Source organism: Rhodanobacter thiooxydans LCS2, assembly GCF_000264375.1.
GTDB classification, from domain to species: Bacteria; Pseudomonadota; Gammaproteobacteria; order Xanthomonadales; family Rhodanobacteraceae; genus Rhodanobacter; species Rhodanobacter thiooxydans.
Genome location: NZ_AJXW01000126.1, coordinates 1 through 258, shown reverse-complemented (window position 1 = coordinate 258; position 258 = coordinate 1). Strand labels below are relative to the sequence as shown.

Below are 258 nucleotides of genomic sequence, written 5' to 3'. Positions count from 1 at the left end.
CTGGATGAAGGCGTCGTCGAAGGTGGCCAAATCGCAGCCCTTGGGAAAGTACTGACGGAGGAGACCATTGCCGTTCTCGTTGGTACCGCGTTGCCATGATGAATACGGATCGGCGAAGTAGCTCTTGGCCGTCAGGGCGACGTCGATGAGCGCGTGTTCGGCGAACTCGCTGCCGTTGTCCCACGTGACGGTGTGGACACGGGCGGCCAGCGGATGCAGCGCGTGGATGACGGCGCGCGCGACCGTCCTGGCCTCGCC

General features: G+C 64.3%; 1 protein-coding gene. It reads right to left on the bottom strand.

Annotation, left to right across the window (positions count from 1 at the left end; genetic code table 11):
* Nucleotides 1-258 (bottom strand): IS30 family transposase (locus tag UUA_RS18110; RefSeq protein WP_008439604.1); only part of this gene is annotated, 258 nt, incomplete at both ends.